General features: G+C 69.0%; 25 protein-coding genes. 16 read left to right on the top strand and 9 right to left on the bottom strand.

Features of this window, described 5'->3' with window-relative positions; genetic code table 11:
* Window positions 1–159: 159 nt before the first annotated feature.
* The 3 genes from ACF062_RS22240 to ACF062_RS22230 all read left to right on the top strand — a co-directional run bounded on the left by ACF062_RS22240 (window position 160) and on the right by ACF062_RS22230 (window position 3,009).
* The gene (locus ACF062_RS22240; protein WP_392140559.1) at window positions 160–1,374 is read left to right on the top strand and encodes an FAD-dependent monooxygenase; all 1,215 of its coding nucleotides are present in this window, start codon (window positions 160–162) and stop codon (window positions 1,372–1,374) included.
* 260 nt (window positions 1,375–1,634) lie between these two features.
* Complete coding sequence (locus ACF062_RS22235; protein WP_392140557.1) at window positions 1,635–2,546, top strand: DUF2382 domain-containing protein; 912 nt, start codon at window positions 1,635–1,637, stop codon at window positions 2,544–2,546.
* 166 nt (window positions 2,547–2,712) lie between these two features.
* The gene (locus ACF062_RS22230; RefSeq protein ID WP_392140556.1) at window positions 2,713–3,009 is read left to right on the top strand and encodes a DUF6401 family natural product biosynthesis protein; all 297 of its coding nucleotides are present in this window, start codon (window positions 2,713–2,715) and stop codon (window positions 3,007–3,009) included.
* A 57-nt stretch (window positions 3,010–3,066) separates the two neighbouring features.
* Here the strand turns inward: ACF062_RS22230 and ACF062_RS22225 are convergent, their stop codons facing one another.
* Entirely contained in the window at window positions 3,067–3,840 is a 774-nt protein-coding gene (locus ACF062_RS22225) for a hypothetical protein (RefSeq protein WP_223775887.1), read from the bottom strand.
* 223 nt (window positions 3,841–4,063) lie between these two features.
* Between ACF062_RS22225 and ACF062_RS22220 the strand changes: the two genes are divergently transcribed.
* Entirely contained in the window at window positions 4,064–4,267 is a 204-nt protein-coding gene (locus ACF062_RS22220; protein WP_392140554.1) for a hypothetical protein, read from the top strand.
* A gap of 53 nt (window positions 4,268–4,320) precedes the next feature.
* Here the strand turns inward: ACF062_RS22220 and ACF062_RS22215 are convergent, their stop codons facing one another.
* Together ACF062_RS22215 and ACF062_RS22210 are read right to left on the bottom strand one after the other, a co-directional pair.
* Window positions 4,321–4,590 (bottom strand): hypothetical protein, encoded by a 270-nt coding sequence (locus ACF062_RS22215; protein ID WP_392140552.1) that lies wholly within the window; start codon window positions 4,588–4,590, stop codon window positions 4,321–4,323.
* Between the two features lie 756 nt (window positions 4,591–5,346).
* Window positions 5,347–6,129 carry an NIPSNAP family protein gene (locus ACF062_RS22210; protein WP_392140550.1) on the bottom strand — a complete coding sequence of 261 codons (783 nt, stop codon included), beginning with the start codon at window positions 6,127–6,129 and terminating at the stop codon, window positions 5,347–5,349.
* 128 nt (window positions 6,130–6,257) lie between these two features.
* Here ACF062_RS22210 and ACF062_RS22205 point away from each other — a divergent pair, with 128 nt between their 5' ends.
* The 7 genes from ACF062_RS22205 to ACF062_RS22175 all read left to right on the top strand — a co-directional run bounded on the left by ACF062_RS22205 (window position 6,258) and on the right by ACF062_RS22175 (window position 14,418).
* Window positions 6,258–7,235 (top strand): helix-turn-helix transcriptional regulator, encoded by a 978-nt coding sequence (locus ACF062_RS22205; RefSeq protein WP_392140548.1) that lies wholly within the window; start codon window positions 6,258–6,260, stop codon window positions 7,233–7,235.
* A gap of 159 nt (window positions 7,236–7,394) precedes the next feature.
* The gene (locus tag ACF062_RS22200) at window positions 7,395–8,102 is read left to right on the top strand and encodes a Crp/Fnr family transcriptional regulator (RefSeq protein WP_223775892.1); all 708 of its coding nucleotides are present in this window, start codon (window positions 7,395–7,397) and stop codon (window positions 8,100–8,102) included.
* 135 nt (window positions 8,103–8,237) lie between these two features.
* A complete protein-coding gene (locus ACF062_RS22195) occupies window positions 8,238–9,008 on the top strand; it encodes a hypothetical protein (protein ID WP_392140546.1) in 771 nt (256 codons plus the stop codon).
* Window positions 9,001–11,280 (top strand): hypothetical protein, encoded by a 2,280-nt coding sequence (locus ACF062_RS22190; protein ID WP_392140545.1) that lies wholly within the window; start codon window positions 9,001–9,003, stop codon window positions 11,278–11,280. The genes ACF062_RS22195 and ACF062_RS22190 overlap by 8 nt, the downstream gene beginning before the upstream one ends.
* The gene (locus ACF062_RS22185; protein WP_392140543.1) at window positions 11,277–12,356 is read left to right on the top strand and encodes a hypothetical protein; all 1,080 of its coding nucleotides are present in this window, start codon (window positions 11,277–11,279) and stop codon (window positions 12,354–12,356) included. Before ACF062_RS22190 ends, ACF062_RS22185 begins: the two co-directional genes overlap by 4 nt.
* Window positions 12,349–13,794, top strand: coding sequence for a DUF4407 domain-containing protein (locus tag ACF062_RS22180; RefSeq protein ID WP_392140541.1), 1,446 nt, complete (start codon window positions 12,349–12,351; stop codon window positions 13,792–13,794). Before ACF062_RS22185 ends, ACF062_RS22180 begins: the two co-directional genes overlap by 8 nt.
* Before the next feature lie 84 nt (window positions 13,795–13,878).
* Window positions 13,879–14,418: a Pycsar system effector family protein gene (locus ACF062_RS22175; RefSeq protein ID WP_392140539.1), complete on the top strand. Its 540-nt coding sequence runs from the start codon at window positions 13,879–13,881 to the stop codon at window positions 14,416–14,418.
* Between the two features lie 74 nt (window positions 14,419–14,492).
* Here the strand turns inward: ACF062_RS22175 and ACF062_RS22170 are convergent, their stop codons facing one another.
* From ACF062_RS22170 to ACF062_RS22155, 4 genes are all read right to left on the bottom strand, one after another.
* Window positions 14,493–14,813, bottom strand: coding sequence for an SCO5918 family protein (locus ACF062_RS22170; RefSeq protein WP_392140538.1), 321 nt, complete (start codon window positions 14,811–14,813; stop codon window positions 14,493–14,495).
* Window positions 14,814–14,914: 101 nt separating this feature from the next.
* Complete coding sequence (locus ACF062_RS22165) at window positions 14,915–15,220, bottom strand: CBS domain-containing protein (RefSeq protein ID WP_392140536.1); 306 nt, start codon at window positions 15,218–15,220, stop codon at window positions 14,915–14,917.
* Window positions 15,221–15,282: 62 nt separating this feature from the next.
* On the bottom strand, window positions 15,283–16,773 hold the full coding sequence (locus tag ACF062_RS22160) for a DEAD/DEAH box helicase (protein WP_392140534.1): 1,491 nt from the start codon (window positions 16,771–16,773) through the stop codon (window positions 15,283–15,285).
* 263 nt (window positions 16,774–17,036) lie between these two features.
* Window positions 17,037–17,240, bottom strand: a complete 204-nt coding sequence (locus tag ACF062_RS22155) for a cold-shock protein (protein ID WP_004986771.1) — start codon at window positions 17,238–17,240, stop codon at window positions 17,037–17,039.
* 447 nt (window positions 17,241–17,687) lie between these two features.
* Here ACF062_RS22155 and ACF062_RS22150 point away from each other — a divergent pair, with 447 nt between their 5' ends.
* The 3 genes from ACF062_RS22150 (at window position 17,688) to ACF062_RS22140 (ending at window position 20,175) form a co-directional block, all read left to right on the top strand.
* Window positions 17,688–18,593 carry a hypothetical protein gene (locus ACF062_RS22150; RefSeq protein WP_392140532.1) on the top strand — a complete coding sequence of 302 codons (906 nt, stop codon included), beginning with the start codon at window positions 17,688–17,690 and terminating at the stop codon, window positions 18,591–18,593.
* A 61-nt stretch (window positions 18,594–18,654) separates the two neighbouring features.
* Entirely contained in the window at window positions 18,655–18,780 is a 126-nt protein-coding gene (locus ACF062_RS22145; protein WP_392140530.1) for a hypothetical protein, read from the top strand.
* Between the two features lie 120 nt (window positions 18,781–18,900).
* A complete protein-coding gene (locus ACF062_RS22140) occupies window positions 18,901–20,175 on the top strand; it encodes an MFS transporter (protein ID WP_392140528.1) in 1,275 nt (424 codons plus the stop codon).
* Between the two features lie 262 nt (window positions 20,176–20,437).
* On the opposite strand, the gene ACF062_RS22135 is transcribed toward ACF062_RS22140, so the two are convergent.
* Entirely contained in the window at window positions 20,438–20,704 is a 267-nt protein-coding gene (locus ACF062_RS22135; RefSeq protein ID WP_392140526.1) for a hypothetical protein, read from the bottom strand.
* A 1,238-nt stretch (window positions 20,705–21,942) separates the two neighbouring features.
* Here ACF062_RS22135 and ACF062_RS22130 point away from each other — a divergent pair.
* Together ACF062_RS22130 and ACF062_RS22125 are read left to right on the top strand one after the other, a co-directional pair.
* Entirely contained in the window at window positions 21,943–22,668 is a 726-nt protein-coding gene (locus ACF062_RS22130; protein ID WP_392140524.1) for an FRG domain-containing protein, read from the top strand.
* A complete protein-coding gene (locus ACF062_RS22125) occupies window positions 22,668–23,753 on the top strand; it encodes a DUF262 domain-containing protein (protein ID WP_392140522.1) in 1,086 nt (361 codons plus the stop codon). The genes ACF062_RS22130 and ACF062_RS22125 overlap by 1 nt, the downstream gene beginning before the upstream one ends.
* An 82-nt stretch (window positions 23,754–23,835) precedes the next feature.
* On the opposite strand, the gene ACF062_RS22120 is transcribed toward ACF062_RS22125, so the two are convergent.
* Window positions 23,836–25,188 (bottom strand): sigma factor-like helix-turn-helix DNA-binding protein, encoded by a 1,353-nt coding sequence (locus tag ACF062_RS22120; RefSeq protein WP_392140520.1) that lies wholly within the window; start codon window positions 25,186–25,188, stop codon window positions 23,836–23,838.
* Window position 25,189 lies beyond the last annotated feature (1 nt).

Below are 25,189 nucleotides of genomic sequence, written 5' to 3'. Positions count from 1 at the left end.
CGGGATGATCCTGCCCAGATGTCACCCATGATCGCTATTCAGTCGCGGAGGGTGACAGGAGCGGTCGCTCACCTGAGTGGGGGAGGCGGGCGTCGGCAGGGGGCGACACAGCGCCACCGTTCAGCTGTAATGCGGCGGGCGGCGCCTACGTTGGTCGACGTGAAGATCGATTGCGTCGGTGGAGGCCCCGCCTCCCTGTACCTGGCCATCCTCGTCAAGCTGCGGGAACCGGCCCACGAGGTCACCGTCCACGAGAGGCACGCGGCCGGCGCCGACTACGGCTGGGGCGTCACGTACTGGCCGGATCTCCTGGAGGAGCTCCGCGGCCACGACCCCGAGTCCGCGCGCGCCATCGCCGAGCACTCCGTGAGCTGGCGCGGCGGCTTCGCGTACGTGGGCGACAGGACCACCGCCCACGACGGCGACGTGGGCCACGCCATCGGACGCCACCGCCTGCGGACCATCCTCGCCGACCGCGCCCGGGAGCTGGGCGTCCGCCTGGAGTACGGCGTCGAGATCGGCGGCCGCGGGGAGCTGCCGGACGCGGACCTCGTCGTCGCGGGCGACGGCGCGCACAGCAGGCTCCGCACGCAGAGCGCCGCCCACTTCGGGACGCGCGTGACCACCGGCGCGAACCGCTTCGTCTGGCTCGGCACGACCCGCGTCTTCACGGCGTTCACCTTCGCCTTCGTGGAGACCGCGCACGGCTGGATCTGGTGCTACGCGTACGGCTACAGCGGCGAGCACAGCACCTGCGTGGTGGAATGCTCCGAGACCACCTGGACCGGCCTCGGCCTGCACCGGCTCGACCACGGCGACGCCCTGCGCCTGCTGGAGAGCCTCTTCGCCGAGATGCTCGACGGCCATGTGCTCCTCGGCCGCACCGACATCGAGAGCCACGCCCAGTGGCAGGCCTTCCCGACCGTCACCAACGAAGCCTGGTCCCACGGCAACCTCGCGCTGATCGGCGACGCCGCGCACACCACGCACTACTCGATCGGGGCCGGTACGAGCCTCGCCCTGCGGGACGCCGTCTGTCTGTCCCGGACGCTGGGATCCACCGGCCCGGCCGACCTCCCGGCCGCTCTCGCGCGCTACGAACGCGAACGCAAGCAGGCCCTGCTCTCGGTGCAGAGCGCGGCCCGGCACAGCGCCCAGTGGTACGAGAACTTGCCCCGGTACATCGGCCTGGAGCCCCGCCAGATGTTCGCGCTGCTCGGCCAGCGCCACTCCCCGCTGCTGCCCTATGTGCCGCCCCAGCTCTACTACCACCTGGACCAGACCGTCGGCCGGCTCCCCTCCCTGCGCCGGCTCAAGCAGAGCCTCGGGCCCCGCCTGGCCCGCGCCCTCCAGAGCCGGCGTCCTCCGGCCTGAGCGGGATCCCGGGTGGGTGTACTGGCCACGCGTTCACCCGAATGGCCCTATCGGTGCCCGGCGGATGCGGGCGGCCGGACCGCCGCCGGGCCCGGCACGGCCAAAGCCCTGCCGGGTGTTCCCCGTACGCCCCGTGATTCCGCTCCGTGATTCCTCGCCTTGCGGGCCGGGCCCCGTCGGCGCGCGATGGACATGAGGCGTGCGTCGTCCCGTGGCGGATTGGTTTCTGCCCGTCGCATGCTCCAAGGGAGTGATCACCCATGACGCAGGGCGAGGCCTTCACCAACCCCGATGCGCTCAAGGGCCTGACAGCCTACGACCGGACCGGCGAGAAGATCGGCAGCATCGAACGGGTCTACCTCGACGACCGCAGCGGCCGCCCCGAGTGGGTGACCGTGAAAACCGGCCTCTTCGGCATGAAGGAGAGCTTCGTGCCACTGGCGGGAGCGCGCCTGCGGGGAGACGACCTGCATGTCACGGCCACCAAGGAGGCCGTGAAGGAGGCCCCGCGGGTGGATGCCGACCAGCACCTCGACCCTGGGCAGGAGCATGAGCTCTACGCCCACTACGGCCTTGCCCGGCCCGGGACCACGCCCGGCATGGCGCCGACCGGCACCGGCACCGGGACGGCGGGCACCCAGGAGCACCCGCTCACCGGGGCGGCCGGAGCGGCCGGGACCGGAGTGGGCGCCGGTGCGGGCAAGCGGGAGTTCGCCACCCGCGCCGGGATGGGCAAGGACGAGAAGGCCCAGGAAGAGCTGGTGCGCTCCGAGGAGCGGCTGCGGATCGGCACGGAGGAGCAAGAGGTCGGGCACGCGCGGCTGCGGAAGACGGTCGTGAACGAGGACGTCACGACGTCCGTCCCGGTCTCCCACGAGGAGGTCCGTGTCGTACGGGAGCCGATCCGTGAGGGCGAGCGGGTGCGCGGCGACATCGGCGAGGCCGAGACCGAGGTGACCCTGCACGCCGAGCGGCCCGTGGTGAGCAAGGAGACCGTGCCCGTCGAACGCGTACACCTGGAGACGGAGAAGGTCACGGAGACCCGCGAGGTCTCGGACACCGTCCGCAAGGAGCAGATCGAGTTCGACGACGACGTCAAGGGCGTCAAGGGCGAGCGCGGCGGCATGAAGGGCGAGTCGTGGCGCGACCGGAAGCAGGGCCCGCGCCACTGACGTCAGCGGGTCGGCAGGCCGGGAGGCCGGCAGGCCACGGAGGGAAGCACTCCTCGGAGTGCTTCCCTCCGCTCGTGTGCTCGTACGTCGTCTGCTCGCGTCTGTGTGACCAACGGCATGACGGAGGGCCCCCTTCGGTGCGGTCGGACTGTCTTAGCTTTGAGGGATGTCACCGCTCGCCCGCATCACCGCGTCCTACACCCCGCGGTTCGCGGAATTCGCCTTCGAAGCGGCGTTCACCGCCGCGGTGGATCAGCATGTGGCCCATCTCAGGGACCGCCTGGAGGCGACCAGCCCCGGACTGGTCCCCGAGGCGCCCGACCCGGAAGCGCTGACCGACTACGCCCTCGGTTTCCTCGACGCGCTGGCCGAGTCGGACTGGCGCGAGCCGGTCGGGCACGACTACGCGGTGTGCCGCCTCACCGCCATTTCCTGGCTGGTGAGACGGCACGACCTGCTCTGAGGGCCCGCCCGTCGAGAGACGGATCGGCTGGAGGGACGGATCGGGGCGAGGGACGGATCAGAAGGGATCGGTGGGTTCGCGGTCCCGCACCGGCTGGTTGGCGAGCGCGTCGTCACGTCCCGCCTGGTAGGCGCTGACACTCGTACGGGCCTTGGCCGTCTCCTGCTCCGCCGTGTGCAGCCAGCGCTCCCAGCGCTCCCGCATCGGGCCGATGAGACCACCGCCCACGCCGACGATCAGGACACCGGCGACGGAGGCGAGCACCGCGTACAGGACGGGCTGGGTGACCGCGGTGGCGATACCGGCCTGGCCCAGGGCGGCGATGGCGCCGAGCGCGACGATGCAGACCCAGACCATCGTGCCGATCGTCTTGCCGTACGAGAGGGAGGCCAGGGTGTTGGTGACGATGTCCCGCACCAGGTTCGCGACGGCCATGGCGACCACGATCAGGACGACCGCGACGATGCCGCGCGGCAGCCAGGCGACGATGCCGTCGATCATGGCGCTGACCGGGTTCGGGCCGAAGACGCCGAAGCCGAGCTGAAGGGTGATCAGGAGGAGCGCGGCATAGACGATCTTGCAGATGATCCCTGTCATGTCGTACTTCGAGCCGGCGAGCATCCGGGACGCCCCGGCCCGCTCGGCGAGCTTCTCCGAGCCGAGCTTTCTCATCACCCGGTCGAGAACCCTGGTGATCAGCTTCGAGACCATCCAGCCGATGACCAGGATGACCAGGAACCCGACGAGCTTGGGGACGAACTGGGCGACCTTCGACCAGGCGTCGTTGAGCCCTTGGGTGAAATTCACGGAAAGGGTTATGCCCTGGGACATGAGTGGTCCTCCACTCGCTGGGGCCCGCGCCGGCTGTGGCGGCGGGCGGCTGAACCCCCACGAGCGGGGCTCTCGCAGCGGCACCCGCTCCTGCGTCCGTGTCTATCACCGGAGCGGATCACCGGCCTGTCGGGCCGAACCGAACGGATGATGCCCTGTAGGCACCGTCGGCGTCGCGCGTAGCCGCGAGCGCGGGTGCGTCGTTGGGCAGGGCATGAACGACGTGAGAAGAAACGTTCTTCCGGCTCGGCAGGTCCGTACGGTCGCCGCCACGCCCGAAGGCGGGTCGTCGTCCGTCTCGCCGACGCCCATCTACGACGCGCTCGTACGTCAGTGGCATGCCCAGCGCCGGGAGGTCCCGCATCCGGCGGCGGTGTGCCTGGACCGGGTGCGTGCGGACCCGCAGGACCTGTTCCGGCGAGGCTGATCGCGCCTGCCGCCTGCCTGTCCGCCCGGCGGCGTGTGGGCCGGGGCGGGGTGTCAGACCAGGGCGACGGCCAGGAAGCCCGAGAGCACCGCGGCGGTCGCGGCGGACAGCAGGACGAAGCGTCCGCGTCCGCGCCACAGGCCGACCCACACGCCCCGCATGGGGACGGAATCGTTTCTCCTCGCCGCTTCCACGTGGGCGGACAACTCGGCGAGGCCGTCCGCCTGCCGCAACTGCGCGCACCACTCGCAGTAGTCGAGACCCGCGTCGGGGCCGACCGGCCAGCGCGTCGTGCCGGGGAGTTCGTCGTCAAAAACCGCCATGTCGGACTCAACGACGTACAAATGGCTGCCGGAACGACCCGGTCAGCCTCCGGGGCGGCTTTTCACCCACTTGCTGGCAGGCCCTGTTTCTCGAATGGGGGAATCGGGACGCAAGGGGGCATCGGCTTTGGAAATCCGGGGAACAGAAACCGTTTGGGCTTTTCGCGCTGGTGATCGCGGGGTGGCGGAACGTCGAGGGGCCCGGATGCCGTACCGGCATCCGGGCCCCGAGCTTTCACACCATCTGCCGGCTGAACGCGCCGGCCTTCATGTTCCGCGGGTCCGACTGGGAGAGCGGAGCCGCGGGGATCGCGGTTGCGTGACCGGGGACCACCTTCCAATCCGGGGTCTGCGGTACCCGAGCCGTACTGCTCGCCCGGGCGATCCTGATGGCGTCTGCTCCTACCTCCTGCGATGTACTGATACTTCGGTGTACTGCTTCCTGCGTTGTACTGCTGAACTGCGGGAACTGCCCGCGGCCCCTGGGGCCGCCCCGGCCCGGCAACCAGTGGCGGGACCCACCTTGTCCGGCCCCGCCACTCCGCTGCCGTTCCGTCTTCCGTGCGCGGCAGTTCGTCTCTGCCGCGCCCTCTACGACTCGTTGAGAACAAGAAAACACTAACCCCGGGACTGAGCAATGTCTACCTTCGCTGAGGCAGATTTCCTCCAGGGGTGGCAGCGGAAGTTCTACCGCCGAGGCGCCCGGCCCGGCATCCGACCGGTCCAGCGGCACGACTGATCCATCGGCGCGGTCGGTCAGGAGAGCGACCGGCCGGTGGGTGCCAGCCGCAGCCGCTGGGGCGCCGCCGCCTGGGCCCGCTCGATGCCCGGCAGGACCTCGGCGCGGGCGGCGGGATGGGCCCGGACCCGGGCGAGGTGTCGCCGGTGCGCGGCCTCATCGGCGTACGAGGTGAAGAGCGCGGCGACGTTCTCGCCGGTGCGGACCGGCAGCCTGGGGAACGTGTTGCGCGCGGGCTCGGTCGCCAGGAGGGCGAAGGGCGCGGGGCCCGTGTCGCGGAGCACGGGCAGCAGGCCGTCCCGGATCAGCGCGACGCCGTCGTACGCCGGGGGAAAGGACCACACGGTGGCGGCCACGAAGCGGTCGGGCGCCGGAGCGCCGACGGGGGGCCGTGCGCAGGGGGAGGCGGTGAAGCCGCTGCCGACGGGTTCGGAGCGCAGTCCGGAGTGCGGCTCTGGGCGCGGTTCGGGGCGTGGTTCGGGGCGCAGAAGGAGTACGTCGTCGGAGTCGCGCATGGTGTCGTTCGCCTGGGGCCCGTGCTCGGCCCATACGGGGCCGCCGTAGAAGTCCGTGAGCGCGCGGTGGCGAGTCGCCATGTCCGGGAAACCGCGCAGCCAGACGAAACGGTCCGGGTCGTCCAGGTCCCGGAACTGGCCGAGCACGGCAGCCCCCACCGCTTCCTGGGGCTCGACGAACTCCCGGTCGAACAGCTCGATGAGCTCGTCGCGGCGGCCGGGGCGCAGCGTGTACTGGCGCAGCTCGATCACGGCGGGCGGGGCAACGGGGCCGGTGGTTCGCACGGCAGGACTCCTGTTCGACGTTCTCCGGGCTGGGCGGCCTCTTTCGCCGGGCGGGCCGGCCGCCGCGAAGCCGACGGTAGGAGAACCGCGTGACAGGGGCTGTCAGGGTTTCCGGGGAAAATGCGCGCATGCCTGCCAGTCGACTGCTCTCGGTGCTGCTGTTGCTGCAAGCGCGGGGCCGGATGTCCGCGCGAGCGATCGCCGACGAGCTGCACGTCTCCGTGCGCACCGCCTACCGGGACGTGGCGCGCCTGCAAGCCGCCGGGGTCCCGGTCTACGCGGAGCCGGGCCGCGGGGGTGGCTACCAGCTGCTCGACGGCTACCGCACCCGCCTCACCGGGATGAGCGAAGGCGAGGCGCGGGCACTGTTCTTCGCCGGACTGCCCGGCCCGGCGGCCGACTTGGGCATCGCGGCCGAGGTGATCGCGGTGCGGCTGAAGCTGCTCGCCGCGCTGCCGGCGGGGCTGCGCGAGGAGGCGGCACGTATCGCGGCGGTGCTCCATCTGGACGCCCCCGGCTGGTACCGGGACCCCGAGCGGACACCGCATCTGCCCCTGCTCGTCGAGGCGTTGCTCACCGGGCGGGCGGTGGACGTGCGCTACCGCCGCTGGCGCGCCCCGCAGGAGGTCGACCGCCGTCTGCGCCCCTACGGCCTGGTGCTCAAATCAGGTACGTGGTACCTGGTGGCGGCCGGTGAGAAGGGTCCCGCGACCTACCGCGTCGCCCACGTCCTCGACGCGGCCCTGACCGACGAACTGTCCGACAGACCGCCCGGCTTCGACCTGGGCGCGTACTGGGCGTCCTACCTCGACGACTTCCGTGAGCGCCGCTACACCGGCACGGCGACCATCCGTCTGTCCCCTCAGGGACGCCGCCGCCTGCCCGACAACGTCCCGCCCGACGTGGTCCGTGCGGTCGACGCCACCGCGACCGCCGTCGGCACCGAGGGGTGGGTCGAGGCGGTCATCCCGATCGAGAGCACCGACCACGCCCGAGGCGAACTGCTGCGCCTCGGCGCGGACGTGGAGGCCCTCGCCCCACCCGAACTCCGCCGGACCATGGCCGAGACCGTGGAGATACTGGCCCGGGCGTACGAGAGGCGTTGACGCGGGCGCCCCGAGCCGCGCCTTCGGTCAATTTTGGAGACGAAGCGAGAGAACAGGCCACATCCCTTCCTTTCCGCTTGCCGGTCCACGGCTCGGCGGCAGCATGGTCAGGCACTTGAGGGGCGCGTCGCGCCGCGAAGTGAACTCGCGGGGGTGTTGGTGAATCAGGCATGGCCGCCGTCCACCTTTCTCGGTCGGCTGCGGAACGCGACACGGGAAGAGCTCCTGGCCGAGGGCACCCCGATCGCCTATCCGTCGCATCGTGCCCTGCTGCAACAGGGCGACGAGAGCCGCCATGTCCTGCTGCTCACGAGTGGCGTCGTGAAGGTGGTGGCCAGCGCCGAGAGCGGTTACGACATGCTGCTCGCCGTGCGTATAGCGGGCGACCTGGTCGGTGAGATGGCGGCCTTCGAGGAGCGCCCCCGGTCCGGCACGGTGATCGCGTGCAGTGACGTGACCGCGCGCATCATCCAGATGCGGACGCTGGAGGCCTTCCTCACCCGCCACCCGGACGCCATGCGAGCCATCCTCCACATGCTCTGTGCCCGGTTGCGCTGGGCCAACCGGCGCCGGGTCGATTTCCAGGCCTATGACTCGCTGACCCGACTGGCCCGGGTGCTCGCGGAGTTGTGCCAGGCCTATGCCCGGCCCGAGCCGGACAGCGACGGCAAGCGGTGCGACCTCGGCGTGACGCTGACGCAGAGGGAGCTCGCGTCACTGGCCGGTCTGAAGCTCAACACGGCGGAAAAGAACCTGGCCCTGCTGACAGCCCAGGGACTGGTGGAGCGTCATTACCGAAACATAACCATCTGTGACGTACCGAAGTTGCTTGAATTCGCCAAAGTCTTCGCTGACAACCCGTACTGATACGGGATCACTCCGCGCACCGTCTCCTAGCCTCTCGGGCAGCACTTCGTGGGCAGTGTCTGCCCATCGCCTGCCCAGAGAGGAAATGATCGGGTGGCTGCGTGGCCTGACTTTTATCCCTGCACCTGCATAGCCGTGGACGCACAGGCATACGGGAGCAACAACGACCGTAGGCAGTCCGAGATCCAGCACGATCTGCCGCGGCTCCTCGACCGCGCCGCCAGGCGCGCCGGCCTGGACCGCTCGCAGTGGCAGATCCAGCCCAAGGGCGACGAGCAACTGGCGGTGCGGCCGGTCGACGGCAAGGAACCGCGTCTGGTCGACGACTACGTCCGCCATCTCGTCGCCGAGCTACGCGACCACAACGCTCAGCGAGTCCCCGAGGCCCGCATGCGGTTGCGGGCCGTCATCCACCAGGGGCTGGTGGAGCTGGCCGACAACGGCTTCGCCGGCACGGCCGTGGTGGCCACGGCACGCCTGCTGAACTCGCGCCCGCTCTATGACGCCTTGGCCGCGCACCCCGAGGCCGACCTGGCTCTGCTGCTGTCCGACGACGTCTTCCGGTCCACCGTGGCGGGCGGCCACACGACCCTGTCCACCGGCGACTTCAGTCGCGTCGCCGTCCAGGTGAAGGAGTTCGACGCCACGGCCTGGCTGTGCGTGCCCGCGCTCGGTGTGCCGGCCGCCGCCTCACACGGACCCGGGGCCGCGGAGAGGGGGAAGCCCGCGGCCCCTGCCACGGGGGAGCCCGCGGCGGACCGGACGGAACCGGCCGCCGCGGGCGGAGCCGACAGCGGGACGCGGTTCAGCAACGACTACCGGGCCGACAACGTCAACGTCACCAACATCGCCGGCCCCGTGGACGCCAGAGGCGCTGTCTTCGGTTTCGGGAGCGCCGGTGGCTGACGATGCGGAACCGGACGTCGTGGCGGTGGTCCCGCCCGAGTCCGCACCCGACGCGGACATCTTGCCGCCCCCGCCGGAGGGCGCCGACGGTGCCCAGGAGGCAGCTGAGGACGCCCGCGGTCCCGGAGCCGGGCAGGACGTTCCCCTCGGCGGACGCAAGGAGCCGGACGAGTGTGCGGAGGACGAACGGGGCTACAGCGAACTGAGCCGCGTCCACCAGCTCGTCAACAACAACTTCTACGGGGTCGTCGACGCCTCCGGAGCGGCCTTCGGCTTCGGCGCCGCTTCGCCCCTCGGTCTCGCACCCGGCACCATCGAGCCCGAGGACGCCGACCGGGCCCTGCGGTTCTATGAGCCGCCGCAGCCCTGCTTCGACGAGGCGCTCGGCAAACTGCGCAAGAACGCCCTCGTGGTGCTGACCGGCGAGGACCACTGCGGCCGGGGCGCGAGTTCCCTCGCCCTGCTCCGAGAGATCCTGGGCGAACAGGCCGCGCTGCGCAGCCTGTCGCCCGCCAACGCCCTGGCCGAGCTGGCGGCGTCGCGGGACCTCAGGCCGGGACAGGGATACGTCATCCTCGACTACGTCGGCGAGCTGCATGTCGAGGCCGTACAGGCGTACGCGATCGGACGGCTGAGCGAGGAGCTGCGCCGGAAGGGGTCGTACCTGGTGATCACGGCGGGTGGCACCACCCGCCGACGGCTGGCGCTGCGGGACCACTGCGTGCCCTGGCAGGCCCTGGACCCCGTAGAGCTGTTCGAGCGCTGCCGGGAGAAACTGCCGCACGCCGCCCTGGAGCCGGACACCGAGAAGGAGCTGCTGGAGCGGGTCGGTGAACAGCGGCGGCCGGCGGATGTCGTCGCCGCGGCCGCGATCCTTTCCCGCGAGGGTGTACAGAAGGCGCTGGACAGTCTGCGGGACTGCCACCGGGAGCTGGTGCAGGAGCTGTTCCGCAAGCGGCCGCCCGCGGACGACCTGATTCCGCTCGCGGCCCTGGCCTTCCTGGAGGGCATCCCCGAGCGGACGTTCGAGAAGGAGTGCGCCGCGCTCACCGCCCACGTGCGCAACTGGGAGCAGAGCGGCGAGACGCCGGTGGCGGAGCGGGGCGACGAGGCCGGGGCAGCCTTGCGCGGTGAGGTGGCCCAGCAGTCCCGGGCCCGGTGGAAGGAGCGGGCGGCGGGGCTCGTGACGACCGAGCGCCGCGCCGACTCGGGTCGGTGCGCCGGGCGCAGCGAGCGTCGTCTGGTGTTCACCTCGCCGCGTATCCGAGAGCTCGTCATCAAGGAGCTGCACGACCTGTACGGCTACGAGCTCTGGTACCCGCTGCGCCAGTGGCTGGGCGAGCTGGCCCTGCTGGGCGACCTGGACACCCGTACCGAGGTGGCCCGGGGAGTCGCGCTCCTGGCTCGGCACGCGCTCGTAGAGGTCGACGAGAACATGTTGAAGGTGTGGTCCGACGGACTCGCCAGTCAACGGGTGACCGCCGCGCTGACGCTGCAGTTCATGTGCGACGTCGAACATCTCGCGCCGCAGGCCCTGAACACCGTTCTGAGCTGGACGGACAACAGCGGTCAGGGCAGGGCCGTCACGGCGGCCATGGCGCTCACGGGCCGCCTGGGCTCCCTCTACCGCATGGAGGCGCTCAAGTCGCTCTGGTTCCTGACGCTGCGCGGGGAACGGATCGCTTCCGCGGCCCACCGTTCCATGGTTCTGCTGCTACAGGCCGCCGCCGAACAGGACCGGGAACGCGCGCTGGTCATCCTCCGGTACGTACGGACCGTGATCACCAGGACACCCCGAGGCTCCAGGGAGCGGTCGATCGCCCTGCGCACCGCCGTGCAGCTGCTGGAGGCCACCCGGTCGGAGAGCCCCGAACCCGTCACCGCCGAACTCCTGCGCTGCGTCCCGGACAGCGCCCGTCACCTCGGGTCCCTGTGGGCGGACGTCCTGCACAGCGGCAACCGGAGCAGGGCGGTCAGTGCGCTGTGCCGGACGCTGGTGGAGCTACGGAACGACGCCTCCGTCACCGGCGCCGTGCAGGAACTCGGCGAGGCCATGCGGAACGCCATGAGCGGACGCCAGTGGGTCGCGCTGCGCCACCACCTGTCCATCGCCCTGAAGCATCCCGACTACGCGATCCCCGGCGCCCACCAATTGGCGCAGGTGCTCCTCGGATCACTGCGCGGACGACCGCCGGCGGACCCCCGGCGCGCCACCTCGTCCCTCATACCGATCTCTCGCCCCGCTCCCGCCCAAGGAGGCCGAAGCAAGTGAACTACCCGGTCATCGCCGAGCACATCCTGGCCACCGTCCAGGGCACCTGGTGGTCTCGGCGCCGCCAACGCGACGACGTGCCGCAGCTGCCGCCCGGAGCGGTCTACGTCTTCAGGGTCGGCGGGAACTACCGCACATTCCCCGAGGGCATGGTGTTCGACCCGGCCCACCCCGACGTGCTCGACGCCTCCTCGGTCAGCCTGGTCGACACCCGCGCGCGCCTGGTCGAGGTGGAGCGCACGCTCCCGTCGGTGAGCGAGGCGGACAACTTCACGGTACGGGCGTCCTTCACCTGCCAGGTGACCGACCCGACCGTCATCGCCCGGCAGGGCATCATCGACGTCACCGTTCCGCTGCGCGCCTATCTGATGGGCGACGGCGACCTGCCGAGGGCGAGCGCCGGGCACCGCGTGGAGGAGGTCAACGCGGTGCGGACCGAGGTCAGTCATCGCATGACCGCGTACAGCGCGATCGTGCCGCCGCGAGTCGCCGGCATGAGCGTGGAATTCGTCAGCGCGGAGGTGCACGCGTCGGACGACCTGCGGGACTGGGAGCAGAAGCTGCGTGACGAGCGGCGCTCCTGGGAACTCCAGCGCGGGCAGCGGGACTTCGAGACCCAGGACGCGCTCCGGATCGCGGAACTGCTCTCCCAGGGATCCGACCACGTGGACGCCTTCGGTATCGCCAGGAAGGAGATCGACGTCACCGAGGCCGCGGCCCGCATCCATCGGAGCACGGAAGGGGAGTCGGCCCGCCGCCACGCGGCACAGACGTCGGACCGGGCCCACGCCCAGGCGCGGGAGACGGCGGAGGCGCAGATGCGCAGGGACATGCTGCTGACGTTGCTGCGGCAGATGGGCGGCAGCGAGTACGTCGACTATCACCAGGTCCTGGAACAAGTCCTGCGGGAGACGGGCAGGGGCGGCCAGGCCGTGGCCGGCATCGGAGCCACCGTCGACAGCGCCCGCATGGTCGAGCCGGGACCGGCAGGCCCCCGCCTCACCGAGGCGGCCCGGGACGGCTCGCGCGGCCCGCAGGGTGGTTACGTCAGGGACGAGGACGATCTCATTGACTGACATCTCGACGAACCCTGTGGCGGCTCCCGGTGTGGGGGAGAGCCAAGGCAGCGGTGATGCCGGCGCGCGTCCTGCGCAGGGTCGGCCCACCGTCCGCGCCGCGGAGCACGGGCCCGCTGCCCGCACCACCGGTGACGCGGCCCTGGCCCGTACGGCCCACCGCCCCTTCCACTTCGACGCCGCACGACGGCTGCGCACCCTGACCGGCGTCGACGAGGAGCTGCTGGAGAGGGTCAAATACGAGCGGAGCAAGTACACGGCCCTCGGCGGGGTGGTGCTCGGCACCTCCGTCATCGCGGCTTTCTCCATGTGGAACTTCGCCACCGAGGCGCTCGGCAGGGTCTCCCTCGTGGCCATCGTCCCGACCTGCATCTGGATGCTGTTCGTGCTCAACCTCGACCGCTGGCTGGTCACGCCCCAGCCGAACGCGCGGCGGCGGGTCGGCCCCCTCCTCATGCGCATGCTGATCGCCCTGCTGCTGGGAGCGGTGATCGCTGAGCCCCTGGTGCTGCGCATCTTCCAGACGGCCATCGAGGAACGCGTCGCCGACGAGCGTACGGATGAGATCGACCGGTTGCGCACGAACCTGGTGCGCTGCAATCCCGTACCGTCCACGACGCGGGCCGTCACCCCCAAGGGCTGCGAAACGTCGTACGTCCTCTCCTTCGGAAGGACGCCCGGCGAACGAGCCGACGAACTGGCCGCCCTGCGCTCGGACGCCGCCGCTCTACAGAAGCGGGTGGATCGGGACACCACCAGGCTGGAGGCCATCGACTCCCAGGTACGGGACGAGTGCCGTCAGCTGATCCGCATGGCCGCCACCGGCCTGTACCAGCGGACGTCCGAATGCCTGCGCCTGCGGGAGAAGGCACGGGACTACCGGAAGATCCACCGTACCGACGCGAACGAGCGGCGACTGGCCCGTATGAACAGCCGCATCTCGAAGACCGAGGCCAAGCAGACCACGTCGCGCGGTGCCTTCCTCAAGGCCCGGGCCGAGGGTGTCGAGCGGCGTCTGGAGGAGGAGCGCGCCAAGCAGAAGGAGATCGGGGTCCTGGAGCGGATGCGGGCGCTCGAACAACTCGCCACCGGTAACCCGGTGTTGTTCGTGGGCATCTGGCTGGTGCGCCTGCTGTTCATCCTCCTCGACATACTCCCCGTGCTGGTGAAGTACCTGAGCGGCGAGTCCGCGTACGACCGGATGCTCACCAGCGCGAGCAACAGCGGGGTCAAGGTCCACGACGCCGAGGTCCGGCTCGCCGAGCACCGGGCCATGGCGGACATCGAGATCGCCCAGGACGCCATCGAGCAGGAGGTCCGGCGGCACCGTGCCGAGTCGGAGGCGGCGTTCCGGGAGCACACGGCGGCGATGAACATCCGGGTCCGGCAGGCGGTGAACGCGCTGGAGGACGAGATCCGCCGCTCATCGACGGTCTGACCTGCCGCCTGCACCGGAAAACAGCACCACGGCCGCCCCGCACACCGGGGCGGCCGCCTGACATCGACGCCACGGAGGGGAAGCGTGACCACACATGGAGGCGACCCGGGCACTGTCCCGGATGCCCGCACCACGGCCGACCGCGGCGCGGAGCTCGCCAGGGTCCTGCTGTCCGAGGTCCGCGAGGAGGTCATGAAGGCCGACAACAAGGCCGGCCTCATGCTGGCGTCGCTGGGCGCGGCGCTGACCGCCATGCTCGGGGCGATCGGCAGCGGCGATATCGCCCCACGGCAATACGCCGTCGTTCCGCAGATCCTGCTCTGGGCGGGCTGCGCCTCCTGCGTACCGGCACTCGTCCTGCTGGGCCTCGCCATAACCCCCCGGCTCGGGCATCCCCACTACCGCCGCAGCCATTACTTCGGCGACGCGAGGCTCGCGAGATCGGTCGCGCACCTGGAGCGGAGGATCCGCCACACCGACCTCGTGTCCCGGGACCTGAGCCAATTGCTGACCCTGTCCCGGATCGCCTGGACCAAGTACCGCTGCATACGCCATGCGCTGGTCTGGGGCACAGCCTTCTTCGCACTCACGCTGCTGGGCATAGTGACCGGAGCGGCGGCATAGAGGCACACCGGCCTACTACTGCGTTTCCCGGCGGTCAGGCGGTCAGGCGGTCAGGCGGTCTGGCGGTCAGGGGCTCAGGCGGTCAGGGGCGTGCCCAGCATGGCGGCGGCTCGCTGGACCGGGCTGAGCCCTGCCGAGGGTGCGGCCACGGGGGCGGGAGCGGGAACCGTACGGCAGGTGAAGCCGAGCTGGGCCATGGACCTGAGGACCTCGCCCGCGCTGAAGTCACGGCGGTCCTGGCGGGTGATGACCTCGCCGACCTGCTTGACGGGGTAGTGGCGCCGCCCGATGATCACGGACTGCCCGGTGACGGGTTCGGGCTTGACGCCCTTCATCGTTTCGAGCACGCCGCTCTTGGTCAGGTCGAACGGGAAACGAGCGATGACACAGCGCATGGGACCTCGCAGGGAGAAGGGGCGACCGGGGTGAGCCGACCGCGGTGAGCTGATTCAGCGGCCGGCGCCGGCACCGGGTACGGCCCCGGCACCAGCGCTGGTCATGGCGTCGGCGGCGAGGTGACGTGTCCGCTGCCGTCGATGATGTCGCGCAGGCGGATCCGGTCCGTGTATCCGGATCCGTCACGGATGGCGGTGAGCCCGGACCGGGTCACCAGATCGGTGCGCTTGTCGTCGTCGTCGCAGACGACCAGGTGCCTGACGCGGGCGCCGGCCATGACACACAGGGCGACCTCGACGGTCATGTCGGCCCAGACCCGGGGGCCGGCCTCCTCCGCGGTGCCGGCCACCGCGGTCCGGACCGCCGTCTGGACCGGCGTCCGAGCCAGTGCCTGGACCAACGTCAAAGGTGCCTCCTGCGCAGGGGTGGGTCAGCGGTTCAGCGGTGCAGCTTGCGGTCACAACGGCTCTAGGCCGCCGCGTCGACAGCGGTCTGCCGCGGTACGGACGACGCACGCCGCGTCGCGGAAGCGGGGCGGCGACGGCCGCGTGACGTGCCGCCGCGCTTGGGGCGTTCGGTCACCGGCGCGGTGATGACGACCGGGACTCCGGAGGGCGCCTGGGCGCCGGTGATCCGGGTGAGCGCCTCCTCGCCGGAGCGGACCTGCGTGACCTGCGGGCTGATCCCGGCGTCCGCCATGAGCCGGACCATGCCGCGGCGCTGGTTGGGGGTCACCAGCGTGACGACGCTGCCGGACTCGCCGGCGCGCGCGGTACGACCGCCGCGGTGCAGGTAGTCCTTGTGGTCGGTCGGCGGGTCGACGTTGACGACGAGGTCGAGGTTGTCGACGTGGATGCCGCGGGCGGCGACGTTCGTGGCGACGAGCACGGTGACGTGGCCGGACTTGAACTGCGTCAGGGTGCGGTTGCGCTGGGGCTGCGACTTCCCGCCGTGCAGCGCGGCGGCCCGTACGCCGCTGTTGAGCAGGTCCTGCGTCAACCGGTCGACGGCGTGCTTGGTGTCCAGGAACATGATCACGCGCCCGTCGCGGGCGGCGATCTCCGTGGTGGCCGTGTGCTTGTCGGCGCCCTGGACGTGCAGGACGTGGTGCTCCATCGTCGTGACCGCGCCGGCCGAGGGGTCGACGGAGTGAACGACGGGGTCCGTCAGGTAACGGCGCACCAGCAGGTCGACGTTGCGGTCCAGGGTGGCGGAGAAGAGCATCCGCTGGCCCTCGGGACGTACCTGGTCGAGGAGCGCGGTGACCTGCGGCATGAACCCCATGTCCGCCATCTGGTCGGCCTCGTCCAGCACGGTGATGCCCACCTGGTTCAGGCGGCAGTCGCCACGGTCGATGAGGTCCTTGAGCCGGCCGGGCGTCGCGACGACGACCTCGGCCCCGCCCCGCAGCGCGTTGGCCTGCCTGCCGATCGACATCCCGCCCACGACCGTGGCCAGCCGAAGACGTACGGAACGGGCGTACGGGGTGAGCGCGTCGGTCACCTGCTGCGCGAGCTCGCGGGTGGGTACGAGGATCAGCCCCAGCGGCTGACGGGGCTCGGCACGCTGCCCGGCCGTACGGGAGAGCAGGGCGAGGCCGAAGGCGAGCGTCTTGCCGGAGCCGGTGCGCCCGCGGCCGAGGACGTCACGGCCCGCGAGGGAGTTCGGCAGCGTCGCTCCCTGGATCGGGAAGGGGACGGCCACGCCCTGCCTGCCGAGCTCGGCCAGCAGCGGTGCCGGCATGCCGAGGTCGGCGAAGGCCTCCACGGCGGGAAGGGCCGGGGTGACGGTCTTGGGGAGAGCGAACTCACCCTGCGGGGCGGCGGGCCGACGGCCGTAACCGCCGGAGCTTCCGGAGCGGCGCGGGGCCGACGAGCCGAAGCGGCTGTTGCCCTTTCCGGCGTCGGCGCCGCCGTTGCGGCTGCGGGGGAAACGGTCGTTCGTACGCGTGCGGTTCATGCGGGAACCTTCCTCGATGCGGCGCATATCAAGGAATTCCCGCAGCGTTGAGCAGCGCAGAGAATCACAAGAATGGACCGATGGTAAAAGTGAAAGCAAGTGCGAAAATGAAAGCGAAGCGGCAGCGAATCCGGCCGGTCGAATAATCGATGCGGACATCGGCGGAGCTGAGGCGCCGCGGGCGAAATCGCTGCGGGAAATGCATGCAGCTGGGGCCCGCACCCCTGAAGGATGCGGGCCCCAGCTGCAAGTGCGCGTAAGCGTCAGGCGGGAACGATGTTCTCGGCCGTCGGGCCCTTCTGGCCCTGAGCGATGTCGAAGCTCACCTTCTGGCCTTCGAGCAGCTCACGGAAGCCCTGGGCGGCGATGTTCGAGTAGTGGGCGAACACGTCGGCGCCGCCACCGTCCTGCTCGATGAAGCCGAAGCCCTTTTCCGCGTTGAACCACTTCACGGTACCAGTAGCCATGTCAAATCTCCTTTGGGGCAGTACATCGGGATCCACACTGTGCGGAAACCGTGTCGCCGCGATGATTACCCCGCCCGGAAATGACCGGTAATACAAAAGCGCTCCGGTCGCAGTATGCGTCCAGGAGCACTTGAAGTTTCGGGAACCACAACTGCAACTGAAACGACAGTAGCACGTCATGGCGGGCGGTGGGCGCGGAATAATTCCACGCTGCCCGTTACGCCAAAAACCCTTCCCGCGAGGCTCATTAAACTCTCCCTTCGCCGACGCAGACATTGACGTACCGGAGTGCGATGTTTTTGGAAGAGCGGCGGCCGCGGCCGCCCCATGCGCATCGCGACGCCCCCGCACCCGGGGGCTTCACAGATACCCCCGGGGGGTATATGTTTCCTGACGTCGCCCCGACCGGACGACCCAGAAACCGCACCACGCCCAGGGAGAGAAGCCATGCGGAACCACTCCGGCCACGCCCAGACGGACCACGGCACTCACAGCAGTCACGGCGGCCACAGCGGTCACGGCGGCCACGGCGGCCACGGCGCTGGAGCCCAACCCGGCGGCTTGTCGGTCTCCCGGAACGGCTACACCCTCGAACTCCCCTCGACGATCCTCACCGCCGGTGTGCAACCGGTCAGCTTCAAGGTGACCGGCCCCGACGGGCGGGCGGTGACCGAGTTCGTGGCCGAACACGAGAAGGAACTGCACTTCATAGCCGTCCGACGGGACACCGCCGGCTTCCAGCACGTGCACCCGGTGAGGGACGAGAAGGGCACCTGGCACACCGAACTGGCCCTGGAACCGGGGGACTGGAGACTCTTCGCCGACATCCACCCGGCCGCCCACGACGGGACCATGACGCTGGGGATCGACGTCGCGGTCGCCGGACCGTACGACCCGCGACCGCTCCCCGAGCCCACAGGCAGCGCCCGGATCGGCGAGTACACCGTCGCGCTCGACGGCGAACTCGTGCCCGGCGAGGCGAGCGAACTGACCCTCACCGTCAGCCGAAACGGCAGCCCCGTCACCGACTTGCAGCCCTACCTGGCCGCGTACGGACACCTGGTGGCGCTGCGGGTCGGCGACCTGGGCTACCTCCACGTCCACCCGGAGGGCGAACCGGGCGACGGGATCACCGCGCCGGGGCCCGAGATCGCCTTCATGGCGGTCGCGCCCACCGCGGGCACCTACCGCCTCTTCCTGGACTTCCAGCACGAAGGCGTCGTACGGACCGCCGAGTTCACGGTACGGACCGCCGCGCCCACGCCCCGCCCGCACGCCGCCCCCGACCACAGCGCCCACCACCAGCACGGCACCCACGCCCACCACCAGCACGGCACCCACGCACACCACTGACACGAACGCCCCACCGCACGACCGCGCACATCCCCGTACCGGAAGTACCGGAAGGAGCGTCATGCCCCGCCTGACCCCCCTCACCCCCGACACGGCGGTCGGCGCCTCGCGCGACCTCCTCGCCGGCGCCTTCAACCTGCTGGCCGGCCTCACCCCCGGGAGCGAGGGGAGCGACACCGGTGCGTAGCGAAGACACCCCCGCGTGCACACGCCCCGCCTGTACACACCCCGCCCGCACGCGCGGGGCACGGCCTCCACCCCGGGACCGAGCCCCGCCGCATGGACATGGATACGGAAGGAACCCGCCATGCGCCTGTTCGCCGTCCGCGACTACCGCCACCTCTTCAGCGCCCAGGTCATCGCCCTGTTCGGAACGGGTTTGACCACCGTGGCCCTCGGACTGCTCGCCTACGACCTCGCCGGACCGCGCGCCGGAACAGTCCTCGGCACCGCCCTGACGATCAAGATGGTCATGTACGTACTCATAGCCCCCCTGGCTGCGGCGTACGTCGACCGGCTTCCCCGCAGAACCTTCCTGTTCGTGCTCGACGCGGTCCGCGGCGTGGTGGTCCTCGCCCTGCCGCTGGTCACCGAAATCTGGCACATCTACATCCTGATCGGCCTGCTCCAGGCCGCCTCCGCGGCGTTCACCCCGACGTTCCAGGCCGTCATCCCCGACATCGTCACCGACGAGTCCGCCTACACGCGGGCGCTGTCCGCCTCCCAGATCGCTTCCACCATGGAGAGCCTGCTCAGCCCCGTGCTGGCAGCCGTCGCCCTGACCTTCCTGAGCTTCGACCGGCTCTTCCTCGGCACCTCCGCCGGATTCCTCGTCTCCGCCCTGCTGGTCCTTTCGACACGTATCCCGGACGCCCGCCCCAGTACCCGCACCGGCGCCTGGGACCGCGCGGCATCGGGCATCAGGACCTTCTTCAGGACCCCACGACTGCGCGGCATCATGGCGCTCAACCTCGTGGTCGCGGCGGCGGGGTCGATCGTCGTCGTCAACACCGTCAACCACGTCCGTGACGAACTCGGCGGCTCGCAGACACACGTCGCCTGGATGCTCGCCGCCTCCGGCACGGGAACCCTCCTGGCCGCTCTCGTACTGCCCCGCGTCCTCGACCGGCTGGCCGCCCGCACCGTCATGCTGACCGGCGCCGGAGTCCTCGTCGCCGCCACGACCACCGCGGCGACGCTCACCGTGGCGGGACTCGCCACATGGACCGGTACGGCGGTCATCTGGGCCGGCATCGGCATCGGCATGGCACTGATCATCACGCCGACCGGCAAGGTCCTGCGCGCCTCCGCCGGACGGAACGCGATCCCCGAGGCATTCGCGGCCCAGTTCTCCCTCTCGCACCTGGCCTGGTTGATCACCTACCCCATAGCGGGCTGGCTCGGCACGACCGCCGGCTTCACCCTCACCTGGTCCGTCCTCGCGGCCCTCGCCGGGGCGGGAACGATCGGCGCCCTCCTCCTGTGGCCACACCACGACGGACGACGACCCCCGACCAGCGCGACGACACTCACCCACCTCGCCCCGAGCAAGGACCACCCCACCCTGACCAAGGCCGCGTGAACAGCCGCGCACGGCACACCCGAATCAGTCCCGGTACTGATCTCTCAGTACCGGGACTGACCTGTTGCTACAGCCGTCGGAGCGGCGACATTCGGACCCACGACCTCTTCGCCCCGAAGCAACTCGGGTGGCCGTTGTGCTTGGGCTGCGGCGCCTGTCACCTGCGCGGATGGTCCGCTGACTGCCACGGTTGTTCGCGGTCGTGCGTTGCGGTGGTCACGCGGTCAGACACTCAGTCGGTTACCTCGCCGGCAGGTTGCCTCTACTGCCCGGGGGTGTCTTGGTCAGTGCGGTTCGAAGGCTCATCTTCATCTTGCCCTCGACGACGCTCCGCAGTCTCGCGCACCGCCTGGACAGCGCGATGCCACGAGTTGAGGACGTCAGGTAGTTGATCCAGCATGCCTTTGATGGTGATCAGCGTCGCGGTGATCACGCTGGAGATCGTCAGGATGACGAGGATCAAGCTGTCGCCCAAGGCTCCGGCCTCTCTGAGAGCGGTCGGAGCTCCCAGCGGGAGCAGTCCGACCATTTCTGGGATGGTCGAACTGGCTTCCCGCCGGCACAAGATGCAGTTCGGGGCTACGGCCCCACGTTGGGTACTGCGGTTACCGCTGAAGGGTGGCTCTCAGAGAGCCGGCAGGGCCCAACAGGGAGTGGTGCCGGCCACTGCTCCTGCAGGCGTCTGCTCTTCCTGGCACCCCAGCGCGAAGCCGGGCCGCCCAGGGAGCGGACAGGTGCCCCCGGAGGCGCACCTGAGATTGCCGCGAAGCTACCGCAGGTCGCTGATGCCTCAACGGCCTTTCGCTGTTTCGGCCCACGAGCCCGAGGTTTGTGGCATCCTCCGGCGTCGTCGAGCGCTCTTCGCCGAGCGTCGGTGGCCCTACGACGGCCCGCCGAGGCTCGGGCTGCTCGTCCTTCTGATCCGCAGCTCTATGCGGTAAGGGCCCGCCTGGGTGCGGCGTCGGCATGGTCTTCCCGCTGCTTTCGATGCGTGCGGCCCGGGGCCGCCCCTGGCCTTGGCGTGTGCTGACCAACCCAGGTTCCCGACCTATTCACGTGAGTAGGTCGGGGACCTGGTGTTTCAGCTGTCGGGGTGGCGGGATTTGAACCCACGACCTCTTCGTCCCGAATGAGGGTCGGTCGGTTCTGGCGCCTGGCCTGATGAGATTTCCGCAGGTCAGAGGGATGGCCTTGATCGGTGTGAGGCGGTCTCGCAGGGGCTGGGGGAGCTGGTTGGCTCCCCGATGGCTCCCAGCTTGCGGTCTGAGCGCGACCAAGGCCGCTTGCGGGGCGCCGGGGCAAGCGGCGACTCAGGGACCTCCGGCCAATCGCGTCATCGACCACCTGGCATGGACACGGTCTGCTTCTGTCACAAAAGCCCGTGCAAGTCACCAGCCAGCCGCAGGACGCCGCATATGGTGAGTGCTGTTCAACTGAGCGAGCGGCGACCGAGCGATGGGTGGCGGCGTGTAGAGGTGCGCCAACGCGCAACCGCCGCCCCTGAGCCGTGGATGACGATGGTCCCCGCCCACCACATGGGGACACCGGTACCTGCGCCATGCTCAGACGACCCACTCTGTGCCGTAGACCTCGGTCCCGTCCGCGTACGCGGCCACGTGGCAGGCTTCAAGATCGCGTATATGGCTTGAGTCAGGGAGCGCGATCCGCAGTGCCATTTCTTGGTGATTCGCCGCGCTCACCTGAGTGGCTGTGCAATGATCTCCCCATCAGGGATGGGGATGACGGAGTGAGAGCAGCCAACGGCCAATGAGCGAACCAATCGGGGAAATCGGGAGCGTTGAAGACCTAATGAAGGTCTTGGCGTCGGAAGGAGGTCCGGAAACCCGGTGGTATAGAGGCCATGCGGACGTCTCGTGGACATTGATCCCGTCTCTCGCGCGCAAGCGGGAATGGATCGAGTCTGAGATTCTACTGCTGAAGAAGTTCAAGCAGAATGCGATCCCTCGTATCGCCGCCCCGCTTGGCAGCGAGTGGGACTGGCTCTTCCTTGCACAGCATCACGGTCTTCCGACCCGACTTCTTGACTGGAGCGAGAACCCCCTCATCGGTCTATATTTTGCATGTGAGTATGATGCGGGCGCGGATGGCCGTTTCTGGATTCTTCGACCGAATGATCTAAACGAGAAAAGCAGTCCCGGATCACCGGGTATCCTGCTCTTCGGGCACGATAGGATTCTTGACAACTATCTTCCAGAAGAGGCGAGAAGTCCAAGCCCGATTCAGCCGCCAGTGGCAGCTGTGGCTGCGCGCTCCTTTGGTAGAATTGTAGCGCAGAGTGGCACCTTTACGATTTGCCATAGGTCGTTCGAACCGCTTGAAAATATGCACGAAGGCACCTACCTGGAAAGTCATTCAATCCCTCTGGCGCGAAAAGCGTTCATTCGCGAACAGTTGAAAGTGCTTGGAATAAACGCAATGACGGTCTATCCAGATCTAACCCACTTGGCCGAATACGTGAAGAGCGAGTTCTGATGGAAGAGTTTTCTATTGCGCCGTTGCGTAACAGCTCGGTAGCGTACATTCATCAGCAAAAGCCGCAGATCGAAATGGATCCCGTTTATCAACGTCAGGGCGGTATTTGGTCCGTTGAGAAGCAGCAACTACTGATCGACTCGCTAATTAACGGCTTTGACGTACCGAAGATCTACTTCCACGAGTTTGCTGCCCGGAAGGTGGTAGATGGGAAGCGACTTCGGTACGCCATCATCGATGGGAAGCAGCGCCTCCAAGCCATCTGGGAGTTCCTCGAAGGAAAGTATGCACTCGCGGAAGACTTCACTTACTTTGAGGATCCTGACATTAAGGCAGGAAGCCTAACCTATCAGCAACTCTCGGAAAAGCACCCAGAAATCGCCGCATACTTCAATGCGACCAGTCTAGATATCATCACCATCAGGACAGACGACCTTGAGATCATCGAGGAGATGTTTTCTCGACTGAACGAAGCTGTTCCACTCAATGCTGCGGAGAAGCGGAATGCATTGGGTGGACCCGTCCCGCCCGCTATCCGAGAGCTCTCTCTACACTCATTCTTCACCGACAATCTCACGTTCACCAACAGGCGTTATCGCCACTGGGATTTGGCTGTTAAGTTCCTCTACTGGTGGCATATGGGCAGGGTGGTCGACGTGAAGAAATTTCACCTCGATTCCTTCGTGAAAGATGTGAAGAAGAAAAATGAGGCAGGGGTCAAGCGGGTAGCGGAAGAGAAAGTGTCAGTAGCGGGCATTCTCGATGCGATGGCTAAGTGTTTCGGGAAAGGTGACAAGCTTCTCTCTCAGGTCGGCATGGTATCCGTCTACTACCTCCTCTTCCAAGAAATCTACCAGGCGGGCGATGGGAAATTCCCTTCGCGTGTCAAATTCGAGGAATTCGAGGATGCGAGGAAGCAGAACCGTGCGAGAGCTGAGTCTGATCTTTCGGAGGCTCAGTACGAGCTGATCGAGTTTGATCGCTACGCGCAGAGTCCGAACGACGGATCAGCGCTCGGTTATCGGGTAAAAGTTCTTATGAGTTTCCTCGATGGGACTCTCGGGAAGAATCCTGACCTGTTGTAAGAGTGCCACTCAACAACCTCGCCGCTAGGTGACAGTGGCGTTGATTCTTCCCGTAGACCGATTACAGAGGCCATTACATAAGTCAGATACGCGCCGTTGGCGGCGTGGTGGACGGGGGCCGCCGCGCCGGGCAGGCGTCCGTCGCGCAGCCGTGACCGACGCGCGCGGTGTCGTCGTCGAGGCGGAGGAGGACGGCGAGTACGCAGCCGTTGACGACCTCGAGTTCGAGCGCGTGGAGGCGGAGGCTGGACAGCTGGGCGCTGCTGGTGCGGCGGCGGACGATGAGGGGCGGGTGTTCACCGGCCGTCGTGAACGTGCGGCTCGTGGGAGCCTGACGGAGCCCGAGTCGCCAGGTCAGCCAGGTGTTTACGTTGATGCCGCTGCCGCGCAGGACGTCTTGGGTGACGGGGATCCGCGCCCCTAGGACGTCGCCCTCGATGGCCATTGAGTCAGGCTGGGCCGGTTCCTCCTCCTCAATGGGACGGGCGCCGCGGGAGACGAGGTCGATAAGGCCGTCGGGAGTCTCGCCCAGCTGATCGCTGATCAGGCACTGCGTCAGACGCCATGGGGTGACCGGGTACAGCTCCGTCACCCGGGCGAAGAGCTGTGCGCGGGAGAGGGGCCCCGACTCGGTGACCACTGCGACCATCGCCTCCACCGCCGTGGCGTACGGAGAAGCGCGTAGGTGTGTCCACTCGGTCAGGGCCCAGGTGCCCTCGGGGCGGATCTGCCGGAACCGGTCGTCACGGCGCAGCGCTTCCCGCACCGCCGCGGTGGTGGTCGCGGCCATGGGGGCGAGCAGCTCGTCGGGCTGGCAAGGACGCCCGGCCTCCAGCAGCCACAGGTACGCGGCGTCGCGCCCCCGCGCCTTGCGGCGGACCCAGTGCCCGTCGAGGCTCAGGGCGAGCCTCGACCCGGAGCGGCTCAGGAGCCAGTCCAGGGGGAGACTTGCGGGTAGTCCGGCCTCGGAGGCAGCCCGACTGAGGTCGTCGCCCCGGAAGGGAGCGGTGTCGACAAGACGGCGCAGGGCGCAGCCCAGCGCGCCGGGGTCGGCACTCCACCAGCCGCGCAGGGGCCCTGCCCACGTCTGCGGCGACTCCAGCCCCGCCGCAGCCAGCAGCTCCCCCAGCGCCACATGGTCGACTACCCCGAGCGCGGCGGCGAAGGTTTCTCGCGGGGCGGCCGGGCCCGCTCCTGCGGCGCGGGCCGTCTCCCGCCAGCCGTCCTGGACGACGTCCGCCATGTCCGCGAGCCGTTTCCGAACCCGGTTCTGGATTTGGCGCACACGCTCGCGGCTCAGCTCGAGCGTCATCCCGACCTCGTCCAGCGTCCGACCCTCGGCTCGGCCTGTGACGACGGCCTGTTCACGCTCGTCGAAGACCCCGGTCTCCCACGCCCTCACCAGCCACTCGCCCATCGACCACTCGTCCCCCATC

The organism is Streptomyces sp. NPDC015345 (genome assembly GCF_043078805.1).
Lineage (GTDB): Bacteria > Actinomycetota > Actinomycetes > Streptomycetales > Streptomycetaceae > Streptomyces.
Note: the sequence above shows the minus strand (reverse complement) of the source record. Positions and strands in the feature narration are given on the sequence as shown.